This is a genomic window from Acinetobacter sp. NIPH1876 (assembly GCF_022808535.1).
Lineage (GTDB): Bacteria > Pseudomonadota > Gammaproteobacteria > Pseudomonadales > Moraxellaceae > Acinetobacter > Acinetobacter higginsii.
In genome coordinates, this window is the sequence record NZ_JALGBR010000001.1 from 283,241 (window position 1) to 299,941 (window position 16,701).

Annotated in this window: 13 protein-coding genes; 1 reads left to right on the forward strand and 12 read right to left on the reverse strand. The window is 40.4% G+C overall.

What is annotated here, in order from left to right; genetic code table 11:
- Nucleotides 1–37 precede the first annotated feature (37 nt).
- A complete protein-coding gene (locus MN869_RS01360; RefSeq protein ID WP_005203801.1) occupies nucleotides 38–1,585 on the reverse strand; it encodes a DHA2 family efflux MFS transporter permease subunit in 1,548 nt (515 codons plus the stop codon).
- A 25-nt stretch (nucleotides 1,586–1,610) separates the two neighbouring features.
- On the reverse strand, nucleotides 1,611–2,672 hold the full coding sequence (locus MN869_RS01365; protein ID WP_033132850.1) for an HlyD family secretion protein: 1,062 nt from the start codon (nucleotides 2,670–2,672) through the stop codon (nucleotides 1,611–1,613).
- 742 nt (nucleotides 2,673–3,414) lie between these two features.
- Between MN869_RS01365 and MN869_RS01370 the strand changes: the two genes are divergently transcribed.
- Entirely contained in the window at nucleotides 3,415–4,287 is an 873-nt protein-coding gene (locus tag MN869_RS01370) for a bile acid:sodium symporter family protein (RefSeq protein ID WP_033132851.1), read from the forward strand.
- Nucleotides 4,288–4,337: 50 nt separating this feature from the next.
- On the opposite strand, the gene MN869_RS01375 is transcribed toward MN869_RS01370, so the two are convergent.
- The 10 genes from MN869_RS01375 to MN869_RS01420 all read right to left on the reverse strand — a co-directional run bounded on the left by MN869_RS01375 (nucleotide 4,338) and on the right by MN869_RS01420 (nucleotide 16,652).
- Entirely contained in the window at nucleotides 4,338–5,357 is a 1,020-nt protein-coding gene (locus MN869_RS01375) for a 2-dehydropantoate 2-reductase (RefSeq protein ID WP_033132852.1), read from the reverse strand.
- Nucleotides 5,358–5,476: 119 nt separating this feature from the next.
- Nucleotides 5,477–6,172 (reverse strand): winged helix-turn-helix domain-containing protein, encoded by a 696-nt coding sequence (locus MN869_RS01380; RefSeq protein WP_033132901.1) that lies wholly within the window; start codon nucleotides 6,170–6,172, stop codon nucleotides 5,477–5,479.
- 243 nt (nucleotides 6,173–6,415) lie between these two features.
- On the reverse strand, nucleotides 6,416–7,291 hold the full coding sequence (hchA, locus tag MN869_RS01385) for a glyoxalase III HchA (protein WP_033132853.1): 876 nt from the start codon (nucleotides 7,289–7,291) through the stop codon (nucleotides 6,416–6,418).
- A gap of 99 nt (nucleotides 7,292–7,390) precedes the next feature.
- Nucleotides 7,391–8,404, reverse strand: a complete 1,014-nt coding sequence (locus tag MN869_RS01390) for an NAD(P)H-quinone oxidoreductase (RefSeq protein WP_033132854.1) — start codon at nucleotides 8,402–8,404, stop codon at nucleotides 7,391–7,393.
- Between the two features lie 4 nt (nucleotides 8,405–8,408).
- A complete protein-coding gene (locus MN869_RS01395; RefSeq protein ID WP_033132855.1) occupies nucleotides 8,409–9,287 on the reverse strand; it encodes an AraC family transcriptional regulator in 879 nt (292 codons plus the stop codon).
- Between the two features lie 209 nt (nucleotides 9,288–9,496).
- Nucleotides 9,497–9,811 carry a hypothetical protein gene (locus tag MN869_RS01400; protein ID WP_033132856.1) on the reverse strand — a complete coding sequence of 105 codons (315 nt, stop codon included), beginning with the start codon at nucleotides 9,809–9,811 and terminating at the stop codon, nucleotides 9,497–9,499.
- 70 nt (nucleotides 9,812–9,881) lie between these two features.
- Complete coding sequence (locus MN869_RS01405; protein ID WP_033132857.1) at nucleotides 9,882–10,586, reverse strand: GntR family transcriptional regulator; 705 nt, start codon at nucleotides 10,584–10,586, stop codon at nucleotides 9,882–9,884.
- Nucleotides 10,587–10,592: 6 nt separating this feature from the next.
- Nucleotides 10,593–14,198 carry an urea carboxylase gene (gene uca, locus MN869_RS01410; protein ID WP_033132858.1) on the reverse strand — a complete coding sequence of 1,202 codons (3,606 nt, stop codon included), beginning with the start codon at nucleotides 14,196–14,198 and terminating at the stop codon, nucleotides 10,593–10,595.
- A gap of 19 nt (nucleotides 14,199–14,217) precedes the next feature.
- A complete protein-coding gene (atzF, locus tag MN869_RS01415) occupies nucleotides 14,218–16,047 on the reverse strand; it encodes an allophanate hydrolase (protein WP_033132859.1) in 1,830 nt (609 codons plus the stop codon).
- 248 nt (nucleotides 16,048–16,295) lie between these two features.
- Entirely contained in the window at nucleotides 16,296–16,652 is a 357-nt protein-coding gene (locus MN869_RS01420) for a LysR family transcriptional regulator (RefSeq protein ID WP_005203818.1), read from the reverse strand.
- Between the last annotated feature and the right edge of the window lie 49 nt (nucleotides 16,653–16,701).

A 16,701-nucleotide genomic window follows, 5' to 3' on the forward strand; every position in this document is an offset into this window, starting at 1 on the left:
TTTTCGTTATATGAAACAACCCTCTAGCATTGAATATCTACATGTCCATTTTCTTCCCCCTATCCATAAAGATGGTTAAGAAAGCCGCCACAAACATGATGATGGCCAGCATACGTAATAAATCATTGAAACTTGATGTCAGTGCTTGGTAATGAATATCTCGGTAGATCACACTGAGCGCGATTTGTTGGGCATTACTGCCCACTTCTTGGTATTGCGCTGTCAACTGGTCTAATCTTTCAATGAAAATCCAGTTCTGTGGGTTCATATACTGATTCAATTGCGTCACATGCACGGCAGTCAGCCAATCGAGCGATGAGTTGATCAATGCCAATCCAACAGCGCCACCAATATTGCGCATCAGGTTATAAATACCACTTGCATCGGCAACTTTAGCCAGTGGCAGCGTACTCATTGCCAGATGCGAGACCACGATCAAACAAATCATCAGACCAATGCCACGATAAATTTGTGGCCAGAACATAAAGTCATAATCGCTGTGAATACTGAGATGTGAATTGAGCCAAACGCCAAAACCCGCCAAAATCATGCCAACAAACACGGTTTTTCGGGTATCAAAGTTTGGAATCAACCATGCAAGGAAAGGCGCAAAACAGAACATCACAATCCCTGTCACCATCATGATATGTCCGATTTGACTGCTATTCATTTCTCGGACTTGCCCAAGAAATACAGGAATCATATAGCCCAAGCCATATAAGGCCATACCAATCACAAAAGTAATGATGCAGCTTAAAGTGAAGTTTTTGTTCTTAAATACACTCAGATCCAGCAAAGGTTTAGGCTGGGTAAAACTGCGTGAGAAGAAGATCATGCCACCAATCAGGCAAATGATAAATGCAACACGCACACCTGTATCGGCGAGCCAATCATGCCGCGCCCCTTCATCCAAGAAATACTCTAAACCACCTAAAAACATGGCCATACCAATCAAACTGAACCAGTCCATACTTTTGATCAGTGAATAATTGGCGCGGTCTATATTTGGTCCAGAGTAAATAATTGTCGCAATCAAAATACCGGGGATGATGTTAATCAGGAACATCCAGTGCCATGAGAAATTATTGGTCAACCAACCACCAATGGTTGGGCCAATGGCTGGACCTAAAGTACTGATCATGCCAAACATCACCAACGGCAAGGCACGTTTTGCTTCAGGAAACAGCAGGTATAACGCCGTCATTGAGGTAGGAATCATGCCGCCGCCCATAAAACCCTGAATGGCGCGAAATACCAACAGGCTTTCCAGATTCCATGCCAAAGCACACAGCAAAGAACTAATCGTGAATCCGATCGCACAAATGGTGTAATAAATTCGAGTCGAGAGCACCCGAGAGACAATACTGGACATTGGAATTGCAATAATTTCAGCAATCAAATAGACCGTTTGCACCCATGTCACTTCGTAACGACTGGCACTCATGCCTGCCTGCACTTCATTCAAAGAACTTGCAACAATTTGAATATCCAGAATTGCCATGAAATTACCAAAAATCATGGCAGCAAAAATCAGCCAAGCTGTTTTTGGCGCAAACTTCCACTCATCTTGGTTCGGTTTATTCATTTTCTTATATCCAAAACTTTTCTGATTAAGTTCTTAAATCAACAGTCGCGCTGACGGACATTCCAGGTTTTATAAGGTCAATATGTGGACTTGAATCAATGGCAATCCGCACAGGAATACGTTGCACCACTTTATTAAAATTTCCTGTGGCGTTGTCTGGTGGCATGAGTGAAAAGGTCGCGCCAGATGCTGGAGAAAAGCTTTCGATTTTCCCTGTATAAGTCAGACTTGGATAAGCATCAATTTTTAATTTAACTTCCTGCCCAATATGCATTTTCTCGATTTGGGTTTCTTTGAAGTTTGCTTGTACATACAAACTTTTCTCAGGAATAATTGCCATTAAACGTGTTTGTGGTGAAACACGAGAACCTTTCTGGATCGAAAGACTGCCGACCTTTCCTGTAACAGGGCTAATCACTTTTGAAGATGAAAGGTCAATCTGGTAAAGATCCAAAGTCGCATTGGCATTCTGAATATCTGCCAGTAGTTGTGCACGACTGGCTTGTAAACTGCCGAGCTGTGCCTCTGCGGCATTAACTGCAGCTTGGGCTTTACTCAATTGTGCTTGAGCCGTTAAATATTGGGATTGTATGCCTTCAAAATTTTGTCGGGTAATCACCCCGTCTTTGAGTAAATCTTGATAACGATTGAAATCTTTTTTCAAACGAGATAAATCTGCTTGGGCAGCAACCACACCACTATTGGCTTCACTAATCGATGATTTTGCAGACTTTTCATTCTGTTGCTGAACAGCAAGCGCAGCTTGTTTTAAGGTGACTACTGATTTCGCCTGATCATAACGTGCCTGATAATCACGATGATCTAAAATAGCCAAAGCTTCTCCTTTTTTCACAAACTGATTGTCATTAATAATCAATTCAACGACTTCACCTGAGATTTTTGGCATCACCCAAGTGACATCAGCTTGGACATAGGCATTATCGGTAGATTGATAGAATCGATAGACCAAAAAATAATACGCGATGCCTAAGATCAGAAATAAGATGAGTACACTAAACACAACCCAAGTTATTTTTTTTCGACTTTGGAAATTAGTATCAGTTTCGAGCTGAGCTACGTTATCCATATTTATTCCGCTATTTTGTAATATACAGTTTTTATTTTGAGCCACGGTTAAATGGTCATCTTTTCACGTAACTTTTCACTTAATTGTGTATAAATAAATAGTTACAATGTAATAATTGGCGCAAATTATCATTCTTAATGGAATAATATGTCATTGACCATTTGTGCATATCATTTTTCTATTTCTGCCAATTGTTCGAATGGTATAAAGCTTTTATTAAAGATTTGTGAAATTTTAGCACAAGCATAAATGATTCGTGTTTTCATTTGTAAAAAATTAAACCTATATTATTGTTTAATTTAAATAAATTATTAAATTCAGCTTCACTAATATTTTTACCATTTAGTTTAATCATCTTACTTTTCTAATCTATTTATGAGCATAAAAATAGTAAAATGCCAAAAAGCCGAAGCGTTATAGAAATGTAATTTTTGCAAAAAAAGTGATTTTTCTCCTATTAATTTTCATATTTTAATTCAATCAAATTGTGCACTATCGCACAAATAGTTTTTGCAAAAGTGAATAAAGTATTTAAGCTAAACAAATCATTAGAATTAATAACCTAAATGTGCTAATTCATTACTTTGCATAGTAAAAATTTAAAGTATTGCTAAATACTGCTGTTTATAGGTCTTGCTCAGATGTGAACTATATCAACTTAGATACCGGTAAGTTGTAATCTGATCAGACAAAACAACCAGAAAATTGGAAAAATAATATTGATCTAAAAGAAGGACTGCTTATGGATTCTGGACTAATCACACTTTTTCTACCGATCGCCTTGGCGATTGTCATGGCCGGGCTGGGTTTGGAGCTCACACTCAAAGACTTTGCACGAGTAAGCAAACATCCCAAAGCGGTGATCATTGCTTTGTTTTGTCAGCTTATTTTATTGGTCGGCATTGCATTTTTAATTTGTAAAATATTGGCTTTACCGCCGCTTCTGGCAGTCGGTTTGATGTTACTTGCCGCTTCTCCTGGTGGATCAACCGCAAATCTATTCAGCTATTTGTATAAAGGTGATATCGCACTAAATATTACATTAACCGCAATTAATGCCATTATTGCCGCCATCTTTTTACCGTTTATTGTCAATTTCTCAATTTTGCATTTTATGAATGAAGGCCAACAAGTCGGACTACAATTTGCAAAAGTCCTGCAAGTCTTTGCCATCATTCTGGTCCCTGTTTGTATTGGGATGCTAATCCGTCATTATGCGCCGCATACCGCAGAAAAACTGAATCGCCCTGTGCGCATCTTTGCGGTGGTTTTTCTTGTCATTATCATCCTTGGCGCAATTATAAAAGAACGAAATAACCTGATCGAATATATCGGGCAAATTGGCTTTGCAACTGCCTTATTTTGTGCAATTAGTCTATGTGTCGGTTATTTTGTACCACGACTGTTTGGAATCAGCTCTTATCAAGCTCGTGCATGCGCGTTTGAGATTGGTATTCATAATAGTACGCTGGCCATGACCATTGCACTCACCATTATGGCGAGTACCACCATTGCCATGCCTGCTGCGGTCTACTCAATTTTTATGTATATTTTCGCGACTATCTTTGGGACTTTGATTACACGATTTGGCACTCAGGAAACGATTAAAGCTTAACTTTTTTAAATCATCACCGCCATAGCATATAAAGAAATATGCTATGGCTTTTATTTAAATCCAGTTTTACTCACCGCTTCCAACTGATTTCTAAGTGCTTTGGCTGACCATGCTCTGGGTGTGATTTCAGCTTGTTTAATTAACTCAATCAGCTTTTGATTGATTGGTGCTTTTAAATTTAATTGCGTTGCTAAACGAACAACTTCACCATTAATCCAGTCAATTTCGGTGGCTCGCCCCGCCATAAGATCATCTGCCATTGATGAGCGTGCCAACGGATCAATCGCCAGCATTTTCTTGCTCACGATATTGAAAATAGAATTGGGCAGTTTTAATACAAATGGCACGAACTGTGCTGGTAAAGCGGTCAATTGTGCAGGCTTAATTTTTGCGATTTTAAGTAGCTCTAAAGCTTCAATCTGCGCCATTGCCAAGCATTGACGATAGGCTCGAATTGAAAGTTGCTGTTTGAGTGGTAGCTGAGATAACGCATTCACTGAATTATTCAGATTTAGTAATAGCTTTGCCCATTGAATTGCCTGCATATCATCTTCAAGTTTCAGTTCAAGCTGAGCGCTATTAAATGCGATGACAAGCTCATTCAAGCCCGCATGTTTTTTCACATACAGCGCCCCATCTGTACCTTGATGAAAAACCCCATTTCCCAAAGCAGCGACATTAAAAGGCACCATACCTTCAAGAATTGTATGTTCGGATAAAACCTGCTTTAGAATTCCGACGTTACTTAAGCCATTCTGAAAACTAATAATGATGGTATTTTTCTTAAGAGTTTCTTTTAACTCATGTGCAACTTGTTCGGTTGCGGCAGACTTTACACAGACAAAAATGATATCAGCCTGAGCAGCAATGTTTGGATCAGTACTAAGTTGCAGCTTACTCGCTGGAACACTATTCTTTTCACCTAGATAGTCCGAAACAGTCAGTCCATAGCATTGCAATTGTTGTTGTATTTGGGGACGCACAATAAAGTCAACATCATACCCTGTTGCTGCTAATCTTCCACCAAGATAACATCCAATATTTCCAGCCCCATAAATACATATTTTCATTGATTTTCCTTGCTGGATTCTATTTCTTAACAACATCACTTTAACCCAAAACATGGAGTTAAGTTGTCACTTGGCTGACAAATTTATTTCTAAGCACAGAATTTAAGATTGAGCAAAGTTCATTCAGGAACATCTTCTTTTTCTTTATTTTTTAGTGCCCCATGCCATTCTGCCAATACATAACCCATTCCATAAATGTTATGGATGAGTTTAGGAAGAAAATTACGGTCAATCTTATTTCTTAAACGACTAATCGCCACTTCAATCATTTTAGTGTCTGCATCGTGGGTTATATCCCAAATCTGTGAAGCGATTAATGCTCTCGGTAAGACCTCTCCACGTCTACTCATGAATAACTCAATCAATGCATATTCTTGAGCTGTAAGATTAATCCGTTTTCCCGCTCGGCTTACACTGCGTTTCCATAAATCAAGTTCAAGGTCGGCAACACAAATTCGATTGATTTCATGATTCCACTGCTCTCTACTCAATAGACCTTTGATCCTTGTGAGAAGCTCTACCAAAGTAAATGAAAGGCCAAGCCCTTTCATTCGCTCTTCAATTTGATCACGCGCAATCAAAAACAAAATAGGCATGGTTTTTCCATTCTTGCCCACATCATGCAAAATATTCCAGCCATTTAAACCAGCAAACATAACATCCAAGACCACTAAATCATATTCACTAAACAATAACGCAAGATGCTTACCTGTTATTTCATCTGTGACCCAGTCGACCATATAACCTGCTTCTGATAATGCTTGGTTAAGATAACTCCCTATTTTTTGCTCATCTTCGACTAGTAATATTTTCATCTTAAACCTATTAAAGCCCTGCTTAAGAAGATAATAACGTTGTACTACTTTAAATAGTTTTGAATGACATAAATGTAATTTTGGTGTCATTTCAATGTTCATTTCTGCAATAGATCAATATAAAAATTCAGCTTTTGAAGCAAGATAGATCTGCAAAAAGATGCTTTAAGACGTTTCGCCGAGTTCATAAAAAATAAAAGCCTAGCAATTAAGCTAGGCTTTTAGATATTCCAATAACAAGGTTTATTGAAGATTAGGATCTGCCAATAAAGTTGCCGCGGCAAGTTTTCCTAGATTATTTGAAGCCAATGGGCTATCACCTGTTAATAGTTTACGATCTTGATGAACCTGCCCTGTGATGCCTTTATTTAAGATTTCGACACCTAGCTTTTCAAGATTTTCCCCCACTAACCAAGGCAATTGTCCTGGCATATAGCCGATATCAATATTTGCACCTTTGTCTAGGGAATCAGGGAACACACAAATCTTGTAGTCCTTAAAAATATAATTCTGCGGATCTTCATCTACAGCTGCTGCAAGCAATGAGGCTGGCCCATGACATAACGTAATCACATATTTATCATTTTTAATGGCCCACTTTAATAGCTGTTTGACTTCTTTACTTTCTGGAATCTTAGCAAGAACACCATGTCCACCCGGAATAAAGATACCCGCATAAGGTGAATCTGTACTTAAAGCTTGTTCCAGAATATCTGCTAACTTCAACGGTGCTTTGAGTTGCTTTTCATATTTTTTATACGTATCTAAGACCACTTGTTCTTCATTCGGCATTGCCCACATTTCCAATTTAACTGGATTGCCCGAAAGTGTTGCCACATCAAAGGCAAAACCTGCATTATCCAAGTGGAACATTGGCAATAACATTTCAACTGGATGATTTCCCGTAGAAAAGAATTTTTCGTTTTGCATCAAGATATAACGTTCATCTGTTGCAATCATTAAAATCCGTTTGTCGCCTTGGTATGGATTTGGGTAAGTCGTGCCATCGTAATCTGTTTTTGCCGAGGTGTATTGGCTCAGCGAATATGGCGATGGGAAAAAAGCATTGTCTTCTGCATGGTCTGGACTTGGGTTGCGATCATCAGGATTTGTTGTCATTTTGAGATTCCTCATCAGGTCGTTATGTTTATATGCATACTGCTTGAGTCACCTGCCACACTCAAGTTTTGAGTATGAACAGGCATGGATTGAACACAATTAGGCAAATTCAGACTTAATTTCGAGTACCACTTTGCCCGTATGTTGGCTGCTTTCCAGACATTGATGTGCCTGAGCTACTTCATCAAATGCAAAAGTTTTATAGATCATTGGCTTGCATTGATCCGCTTCAATTAAAGGCCAGACAAACTGCTCAAGTTCTTGGGTAATTTGGGCTTTCTCAACATTGGTTCTGGCACGCATTGTCGAACCTGTGACAACTGCCCGTTTTAACATCAATTCTTGTATATCAAAGCCATCGACTTTTCTGCCACCCATAAAACCGATAATCACCAATCGACCATCACGCTTTAATAATCTCAGGTTTTGATTAAAGTAAGCGGCACCAATAATATCCAAAATCACATCTACACCTTGACCATCGGTTTGGGCCAAAACTTCTTTTTCAAAATCCTGTGTTTTGTAGTTAATTACCTGTGATACTGAAGCTAATTTTTCAACTTTGTCACCACTCCCAACAGTGGAGAAGTTCTTAATACCCATCGCATGACATAAGCTGATTGCTGTGGAACCAATACCACTGGCTCCACCATGGATCAGTACGGTTTCATTCTTTTTCAACTGTCCAATCTGAAATAAATTTGCCCAAACGGTAAAATAGGTTTCAGGGATAGCAGCCGCTTCGACAAAACTCAGATTCTTTGGGATTTTTAAGGTTTGGTTGGCTGGTACCGCACAGTATTCTGCATAGCCACCACCATTCGTCAGTGCACAGACCTTATCACCGACCTTGAACTTTGTGACGTCATCACCCACTTGACTAATTACACCTGAAACCTCTAGCCCAGGGATGGGAGTGACCCCTTTAGGCATTGGGTATAATCCTTGACGCTGTAGAATGTCAGGTCGGTTGATTCCTGTTGCGTAGACTTCAATGAGCACTTCATCTGCTTTAATCTCTGGTCGAGGTCCTTGAGTCACTTGTAATACTTCTGGACCGCCCGCTTGTGTAATTTCGATATATTTCATTTGTTCTACGCTATTTTGATTCATTTAATCATGACTCCATTTGAGTATTAGTATCGGCATGTTTTGGAGGAAAACCAAATTGCTTTTTGAATTCTCGGCTAAATTGAGAAGAGCTCTGATATCCAACAGCATAAGCCGCTTGAGCCACACTTTGGTCTGCGTTTTGCAACAATTGTTTTGCCTTATGCAACCGAACCACTTTCAAATATTGCAATGGTGAATATTGTGTGACTTGTTTAAAGGCCTTATGAAATGCAGAAGTACTCATATTGGCCTGTTCTGCGAGCATCTCAACTGTTAATTTTTCGGTAAAATGATGTTGAATATATTCACAAATTTTATAAATCGGTCTGAGATTGCCCTGAGCGACCAAGCCTGTTAAGGCATCCGCACCTGAATGTTGAATAACGCGATAAAGCAATTCCCTTTTAATTTGATCCCCCAAGATCAATACATCCTGTTCAGACGTCAATGTATTTAATAAACGGATAAGAACATTCGATATCGTTTGATCATACCGGATCACACTCATTCCTGTGGTGAGTGGCTTAAACTGGTAATTTTCAAAATAGGTTTTAGCCAGTAGCTCATTTACAGTATCTGCCTCTAACTTCATGCTGATCGCAATCATTGGTGCTTCTGGACTGGCAATAGTGTCACAATCAAAGGGCATGGAAACTGAGACAATTAAACATTCGCTTTGCTTGAATGAATAAGTCTCTGTGCCGATATAGCCACGTTTTTGCCCTTGCAATACAAACACGAGGGTTGGTTCTTGTAATACTGCAATCGGTGGTGTGTTGTGGTCAACACGCATCAAGGTAATGCCATCAATCGAGGTAGCAAAAAAACCTTCTTTATGTACCAGTTTTAGAAATAAATTGATCAGTGTTTGGTCATTCATCATGTGTCGTCTGATGATTTGAAATGTGATTTTTATTATTAAATAGCAAACAGATAAAAACTGTTAGTTTTATGCAGAATTAGGCATGGAAAAGAGAGTTTTGTGAAGCCTAGCTTTATCTCACTAAAATAATCTCCAAGTTCAGGCACTCTTTCCATACACCTGATGCTCCCCAGTCTTCTCCCTCAAAACCATGATTATTTGACCGTCTCCTAGCTTTCAGATAATTTAAAATATATTTGGTAGTTCTTAAAATATTTATTAATTAAACGGTCTTCCCATTCTTTTACATTATTGCAAGAGGCATCAATAGCTACATTAACACAAGAAAAAGGTGCATCTAGATATTTTGTAAAAACTACAGGAAATCCTTTTTCTTCATAGATATGAGTTGCTAGAACTTTTCCTAAGCCCTCCTCATAAAACTCGAAAAGTTCCAATTTTTGTTCTTCACAAAATTTATATATATTAAGCTCTACAGCTAATATTTCTTGATCGCCCTGCTCAGACCAAATTGATTCCGACATTGTTAACACCTTATTTATGTTATTCGATAATTTAGTTTAGATTTATCGTATAAATACTAACACCGTCAATCTAATAAAACTGACTCGAATCCAACATCTGTAAGGTAATCTTTTTCACTTCATCACGACTTTGCATAATATGCGCTTCAATCGCATTGATCGCTTGTTCAGTGTGTCGATCGAAAATAAAACCCAAGATTTTTTGATGTTCTTGATAAGTTGCGTCAATCCGATAATCTTTAGAAAAATCCAAACGGCGAATAATCCGAATACGCTCACTTAAGTCTCGATGAATCCGCGCCATTTCATTATTACCTGAAGCTCGGACCAAAGCACAATGAAAATCCTCATCTTGCTGAGAAAGTTGTTTAATGTCTTTTAAATACTCAGAAGGTTGTATTAACCAGAGGTCTTTTAACACCGACAGCTCAACCGAATTGTGGTGGTCAATCTGACAGAGTTTCCGAATTGAATCTTTTTCTAGAACAATACGCACATCGTATAGCTCTTCATAGTAACGAAAATTGAGCGGTCGAATCTGCCAACCGCTCCGAAAACTCACATCAACATAGCCCTCTTGTTGCAAGCGATACAAGGCTTGTCGGATTGGGGTCCGACTCACATCATAGGCTTTGGCAACTTCTGACTCAGTAAAGCGTTCACCTGGCATCAATTTGAAATCAAAAATATCATTCTTGATGCGTTGGTAAACCAGCTCAGACAAATTGTCTGAGCCTTTAGTTGTACTTTTTATGTTGATGTTCGCTTCTTTCATTCAAGCTTATTCCATATAGACCAATGGTTCACCACTGTGTACGGTTTGCCCTGCTCTACAAATAATGGCCTTAACAATACCATCCTCTTCCGCATAGACAGGTAACTCCATTTTCATGGCTTCAATAATAGCAACAGTTTCACCTTTTTTAATCTCTTGACCATGTTCCACAAAGATCTTCCAGATATTACCTGTCATTGATGCATTTAAAGAAGAAAGATGGCTGTAATCGACCTGATTGGCTTGTTCTACATGCTGTTCAGGTTGTGCAGCAAATTCCTCTTTCCAGCGACTCACCTCAGTACTAAAGGCCTGTTGTTGCTTCTCCTTAAATGCAGCAATACTTTCAGCCTCTTTGTCTAAGAACTGCACATAGTCGGCATAGTCAAACTCAGTTTCTTCAATCTGAATTTGAGCGCGACCATTTTCAAAATCTGCGCGCCACTCATTCAGTTCAGCTTCAGTCACAGGGAAATATTTAATCTGGTCAAAGAATTGCAAGAACCATTGTTTATCACCAAATTGCTTGTTCTTTTTAAACTTGTTCCAGATCGGCAACGTTCGCCCAATCAGCTGATAACCACCCGGTGAATCCATACCATAAATACACATGTACATCCCACCAATACCAACAGTACCTTCCGCAGTAAAAGTACGTGCAGGATTGTACTTAGAGCTGAGTAAACGGTGACGTGGATCAATCGGCACCGCACATGGCGCTGTTAGATAGACATCGCCCAAACCGAGTACTAAATAATTGGCGTCGAAAATAATGTCTTTGACTTCATCTCGATGTGCAAGCCCATTAATTCGTTGGATAAAATCAACATTATTCGGCAACCACGGCGCTTTAGCACACACACTTTCCTGATAACGCTCCACTGCACCTAAAGTCGCACTGTCCTCAAACGCCATTGGCAAATGTACAATACGCGATGGAATCTTAAGCTGGCTTAAATCGCCCATTTCATCTTCAAGTTTAAGCAATTGATGAATGAGCTCAGCTTGAGGAATCACCAGACCATCATATTTGATTTGTAGTGAACGTACGCCCGGTGACAGTTCCAAAACACCTGCAAGATTGGCATCACGGATCATTTGAATCAGTTGATGCACACGCAGACGAAGCGCCAAATCTAAAACATTTTCACCATATTCGAGTAAGATATAGCTATCACCTGCTTGGCGATACACAGTTTTTGGTGATAAATCAGTTGGTTCACGTTGAGCCAAAATGGTGGTAAACACGTCTTGAACAGGTTCAATGGTTTCAACGACTTTGGTGGCATCTGCAAAGTTCTGAATATTATCGATTTGCTTACGCTCTAACGCATTGGCTTGTTCCGCCGTGATAGGATAAAAACGGATTTTGTCATCGGCTTTCAGTTGGCCTACTTTCCATAACTCGGCTTTGGCAATGGTCACAGGACAAACAAATCCACCAAGACTAGGACCATCTTTTGCCAAAATCACAGGGAAATCACCGGTAAAGTTGATCGCACCAATGGCATATTCACAGTCATGCACATTGGATGGATGTAGACCGGCTTCACCGCCATTCTCTCTTGCCCAGCTCGGTGTCGGACCTGAAAGTCTGACCCCTAAACGGTTTGAGTTAAAGTGAACCGTCCACTCAGAGGCAAAGAATTCTTCCACATATTCAGGTTTAAAGAAATCAGGTGCGCCGTGCGGTCCATACAGCACTGCGATTTCCCATTCATTGCTGTATTCTGGAATGAGATCTTTGGATAAGGCTTGTGGTGTCTCCGTTGCCAGCGGTAATTCCGCACTGGCAAGTTCTGCATCAACCATTTTGATCATGTCGCCAACACGTAAAGTCCGTCCTGCATGACCACCAAAATTACCTAATGCAAAGGTTGATCGGCTACCCAAATATAGGGGTACATCCAGTCCATCACGCACGGCTAAGTAAGTACGGCAGCCGGAAGCCACTTGACCTATTTTTAAAGTTTGACCTGCTTTGACCTTAATCGGTTGCCAAAAAGCAATAAGTTGATCATCTAGCACAGCAGTACAGCTCGCGCCTGTGAGTGCAATGGTGGTATCAGCATGGAACTTTAAGCTTGGCCCCACCAAGGTAAATTCAAACCCAGCTGCTTTTGCATCATTACCCACAATGCGATTAGCCAGTTGGAATGCATAATCATCCATAGGACCTGATGGCGGTACACCAATATCCCAATAGCCTGTACGCCCTGGATAGTCTTGAATTGAACTGAGTGTACCTGCTTGGATCACTTCAATGACTTTTGGTGAATAGTCAAAATCATCCAGCATACGTGTCCAGATTTGCATGGATTCAAATCGTTGGTCAGAAACAATCGCACGTGCATAGTCCAAGTTGGTGCTGATGCCATTTAAACGTGTTTCAGCTAAAACCACTTTTAGTTTTTCAATCGCAGTAGCTCGATCTTCCGCATGCACAATAATCTTGGCAATCATTGGATCAAAATACTGGGAAATTTCGGTGCCTGTTTTCACCCAAGTATCAACACGAATACCTTCTGGAAATGAGACTTCTGTAAGCACACCCGGACTTGGCTGGAAATTTTTAACAGGATCTTCAGCATAGACTCGGACTTCAATTGCAGCCCCTTGCGGTTGGATATTGCTGAGATACTCCCAATCCAATGCATCGCCAGCCGCGACTTTGAGCATACACTCGATCAGGTCAAGACCTGTCACCATTTCCGTTACTGGATGCTCCACCTGTAAACGAGTATTCACTTCAAGGAAATAAAACTCATCCCGCTTGGCATCATAAATAAACTCAACCGTTCCTGCACTGCGATAATTCACAGAGCGCCCCAGTTCTACTGCAGCTTGATGTAACTTTTTACGGGTTGCTTCAGGTAAGTTCGCCGCAGGTGTTTCTTCAACCACTTTTTGGTTACGACGTTGCAATGAACAATCACGCTCACCAAACGCAACTACTTGACCTTTACCATCCCCAAAAATCTGTACTTCGACATGACGTGCTTTATCAATAAAGCATTCAATAAAAACACCTGCGTCTTTAAAGAACTGCTCACCTAGGCGTTTCACGCTTTCATACGCATCTGCTAGTGCTTGTGGGGTGTCGCAACGGGTCAGGCCAATACCACCGCCACCCGCAGTGCTTTTGAGCATGATTGGATAACCAATCCGCTCAGCCGCAGTCAATGCTTCCTCCAAACTGTCCAACAAGCCTGTACCAGGAGTCATTGGTACATGCGCCGCTGCGGCAAGTTCACGTGCACGGTGTTTTAGACCAAATTCTAGAATCTGTTCTGCAGTTGGCCCCATAAAGGCAATGTTATTTTCTTCACAAGCACGAGAGAAATCTGCACTCTCAGACAGAAAACCATAGCCCGGAAAAATTGCTTCTGCCCCAGTCTGTTTAGCGGCTTGAATCAGTTTTTCGATACTCAAATAAGTATCAGCTGGTTTTAAACCATCTAGTGCAATTGCGACATCTGCATCCTGTACATGCTGTGCATAACGGTCGCTGTCCGAATAAACCGCGACACTGGTAATGCCTAATTTTTTCAGCGTTCGAATTGCTCTAACAGCAATTTCACCACGGTTTGCAATAAGTACGGTCTTAAACATGATGATTTCCCCCTAAAAATTAATTGGCTGCATTTGCTACTTGGTTATTGCGATGTTGGATATACGCTCTCCAACCGCCAAAATGGCTGATATTCTCCGCATCGCCTAAGCCATAGGGTTCACAAATAAAACCTTTAACCCAACGGCCATCTTCAAGTTCGACATTGCCCATACCCAATGGGGTTGGAATTTCTGCTACAAACTCACCGAAGCGTGCTGTTGGTACATCCCAAAGCTCGACAATGATGCTTTGTCCATCTTGCTGACGAGCCAAACCTGGTTTTGGCGGAACCGTGCCATTCAAGGCATACAGCGCATAATCCTGAGAGGTTTTGGTGGTTTCGACATGCACGGCACCACGCGTGGTGAGTTGGAAATTCAGTGGCATTCCCGTTAGATGTGCCCCTACAACCGCAACACGAATATGGTGAGGAGACAGCAAAGTCGGTGCACTTGCTACAGCTAATGTCTTATCTAAAGCACCGAGTTTCAGTGCTAAATAGTTCTGCCATGCTTTGCCGAAATGCACCAAGGCTGCATCATGCCAAGCAGGTGCAATTAAGGTGATACCAAAAGGTAAGTTGTCAGCTCTAAAGCCTGCAGGTAATGCCAAGGCACTTAAATCAGCGAGGTTGGTGAAATTGGTATACGTGCCGAAATGCGCGTTGTATTCAATCGGGTGCTGTTGTATTTGTTCAATGGTATAAATCGTTGGTGAAGTTGGCACGATCAAGGCATCAAACTCAGCCAAGCTAGCTTGGATTTTTCGAGTCAAATCCTGTTTTAAATATTCAGCATTGTAGGCATCCACTGCTGAATATTTTTCACCTTGTTGAATAATTTCTAAAACGGTCGGATCAAAATCAGCAGCATTGGTTTTGAGGAGATCGGCAGCCGCTGCAGTGCGTTCTGCCACCCAAGGGCCTTGATAAAGTTGTGCTGCAAGTTGCTCAAAAGCAGAAAAATCAATTTGAGTAATTTCAGCATTTAAGCTTTCCAGTAATTGAATGGTGTGTTGAAAGGCTTTTTCTGCTTGCTCGTCACCAAAGAAGTTCAATTTATTCGGAATGGCAAATTTCAATTTGCTGGAAAAACGTGCAGGTACGTTTTTAGGATGCTGACGTGAATAGCTATCTAAAGTGTCATAAGCTTCGACTTGAGCAGCCACCAATTCAGCATCAGTCACTGTGAGAGCAAAGATTGAAATACAATCAATACTTTTTACTGCAGGTAATAAACCACGATTAGAAAAGCGCCCTTTGGTTGGCTTTAAACCGACAATATTATTAAATGCTGCTGGCACACGTCCTGACCCAGCGGTATCTGTTCCTAAAGAAAATGGAACTAAACCTCTTGCTACCACACTGGCAGAACCTGAACTTGAACCACCACTGACATATTCAGGTTTAAAACTATTCGGTACAGCCCCAAATGGCGAACGTGTGCCAACTAAGCCTGTGGCAAATTGATCAAGATTGGTTTTGCCAACGACAATCGCTCCTGCTTGTTTAAGTAATCGAACCGTTTCAGCATCTTGTGTTGCAACACGATTCAATGCCTTGCATGCTGCCGTGGTAACAAAACCAGCGACATCAATATTGTCTTTGACTGCAAACGGCACACCATAGAGAGGAAATTGTTTTTGCAGATTTTCCGCATCTTGAGTCAATTGCTTTAAAGATTGAATTTGTTGCTCAACTAAATCTGCACTCGCAAGAGAAATCCAAGCAACGTCCTTAGGATCAAGTGCTGAAACTAACTCCTGCAAAATATCGAGTTGAATTTCTTGCTTTAAATACGCTGTTTGCCATTCAGAAATTGTCCAGCCTAAAGTTTTTATTTCGCTCACTTTATGAATCCTATCTTGTATACAAGTTTGAATAGATAAAAGCAGAAAGCGTGCCAAAAGTATTTTTAATATATAAATCAATAACTTAGTAAAAAACTAAAATACTAGTTCGTTTGAATGGTTAATGATGGTGCTAAAAAGATTCGACAAAAATACCTATGCGCTATAACTCAGCAAATTTTTATTGAGAGAGAAAGGATCAAAACAAAGACCATGAAATACTATTTAAATTATTTATATTTATAAGATTATTTATTTACTTTTAGATAGTTAGCTAGATCTTCAAACTCAGTTGCGACAGCCTGAATTGCTTGCTGCTCCATGGCTCTAAACTTCTTGAGCACCACTTGCCCCAATTCGGTTAGCACTGCACCACCACCATGCGTTCCGCCTGTTTGGGTATCGACCAGATTGGAATGAAAGCATTGATTCATGGTATCCACCAATTGCCATGCACGGCGATAACTCATATCCATAGATTTCGCGGCTTGGGATATTGATCCTGTACGATGGATTGCTTCAAGTAGCTCAGCTTTACCTGGACCAAAAGCAATCTGCTCATCAGATAAGATTCGCACATGTAGCTTTAATTGTGCTTTTGACATTGCATATTACCCAAGATTTGATGATGTATTTCACACCATCAAATCCTAT